Source organism: Streptomyces sp. DvalAA-14 (assembly GCF_900091855.1).
In the GTDB taxonomy this organism is placed as follows: domain Bacteria; phylum Actinomycetota; class Actinomycetes; order Streptomycetales; family Streptomycetaceae; genus Actinacidiphila.
In genome coordinates this window covers 1-1,650 of record NZ_FMCH01000250.1, presented here as the reverse complement: position 1 = coordinate 1,650, position 1,650 = coordinate 1, and the positions used below count along the sequence as shown (strand labels likewise).

The 1,650-nt window shown below is 75.8% G+C and carries 1 pseudogene; it reads right to left on the bottom strand.

Going from position 1 to position 1,650, the window contains the following annotated elements:
- Nucleotides 1–1,650: pseudogene (locus tag GA0115240_RS36835) on the bottom strand (hypothetical protein); the annotation flags it as partial.

Genomic DNA, 1,650 nt, shown 5'->3' with positions numbered 1-1,650 from the left:
GCGGGCCGGCGGAACATCCGGGTGGCGGTGATCTCGCCGTGCACCGGCTCCCCGTGCGGGTCGGGCACCGGCAGGCCGGGGCGCAGGTGCTCCTCGACGCTGATGTACTTCAGCCCCGCCCGCAGGTCGGCGTCGTTGCGCAGCCGCACCACGAGCGGGAACTCGGCCAGCGCGGTGGTGTCGAACAGCCCGGTGGTGTAGATGAGCTGCACCCCGAGCGCGTCGGCGACGGCCCGCTGGAGCTCCAGCAGATACGTGGCGTTGGCCCGGCCGATGGGGTTGTCCAGGAACAGGGTGCCGGCGTGCCGCTGCCGGTCGCGGCCGCGGTCGTTGCTGCGCAGGGCGGCCATGGTGCAGTAGAGGGCGATCGCCGCGGTGAGCAGCTGCCCGCCGGAGAAGACGTCGCCCATCTGCCCGACCGGGACGCGTTCGGCGCGCAGCACCGCGTCCGGCTTGAGGATCTCCACCGCGATGCCGCGCGGCTCCAGGGCGGCGGCCACCGCGCGCAGCAGCAGTGTCATCCCGTCCCGGCGCAGGTCGGAGTTCTTGCGGACCGCGGCGCGGGTCGCCTCGTCGATGACGTCGCCGAGGCGGTCGGCCAGCACGGTCTGGTCCGGCTCCTCGAAGCGGATCCGCAAGAACTCCTGGCCCGACCACTCGCCGAGGCCCTCCGGGAGGCGGGACAGCCGCTGGGCGGAGCGCAGGGTGGCCAGCGAGGATTCCACCAGGCCGCGCAGCCGGTCCACGATGCTGTCCCGGTTGCGCTCCAACTGCTCCAGCTCGTCGGTGAGTACGCGCAGCCGGGGGGCGAACGCCGCGGCCCAGGCCGCCGCGTGGTCGGGCAGCGCGGCGGCGGGCAGTTCCCTGATCTGCTGGCGGGCCGGGGTGCGGACCTGTTCGTAGCGGACCGCGTTGGCATGCCGGATCAGTACGTCGGCGGCCTCGCGGAGCTGGGTCTCGGCGGCGGACAGGTCGGCGGCGCAGCCGCGCAGACCGCGGCGGGCCTCGGCGGCGGCCTGCCGGGCGTCCTGCGGGCTGCCGGGGTAGGGCTCGGGCTCCTCGTCCTGCGCGGGGGCCTGCGGACCCTCCCGGAGCAGGTCGCGGAGCATCGCGGTGATCTCGTCGAAGCCGCCGGCCGCGTCCTCGGCGGCGCGGTGGGTGCGGACCACGTCCTCATGGGCGGCCCTGGCCTGGTCCAGCGCCTCGGTCCGGGCGGCGAGTTCGGCGTTCGCGGCGCGCAGCAGCTCCTGCGCCCGGTCGGCGTCGCGCGGCCGCAGCTCCTCGGGCAGCTCGGTGTGCGCGTCCCCGGTCGCCGGGGCGAGCCGCTCGGCCTCGCCCCGCAGCCGTCCGAGCCGCTCACTGGCGCTGGACTGACGGGATTCCAGGGTGTGGACCAGCTGTTCGGCGCGGGCGGCTGCGGCCTGCCGGGAGGGGCCGTCGGCGCCGTCGGGGCCTTCGAGCAGCTGGGCGGCGCGGCTGCGGACCTTGTTGGTGAGGCGTTCGAGTTCGGCCAGGGCGGCGTTCTCCGTGCTTTCCGCGCGGGCCTGTTCGGCGCGCAGATCGGCGCCGACGCCGACTTTTTCGTACACCTCGGAGGCGGCCCGGTAGGCCTCGCGCAGCGCGGGGAGCGAGGAGGCGGCGGGCCCGGCG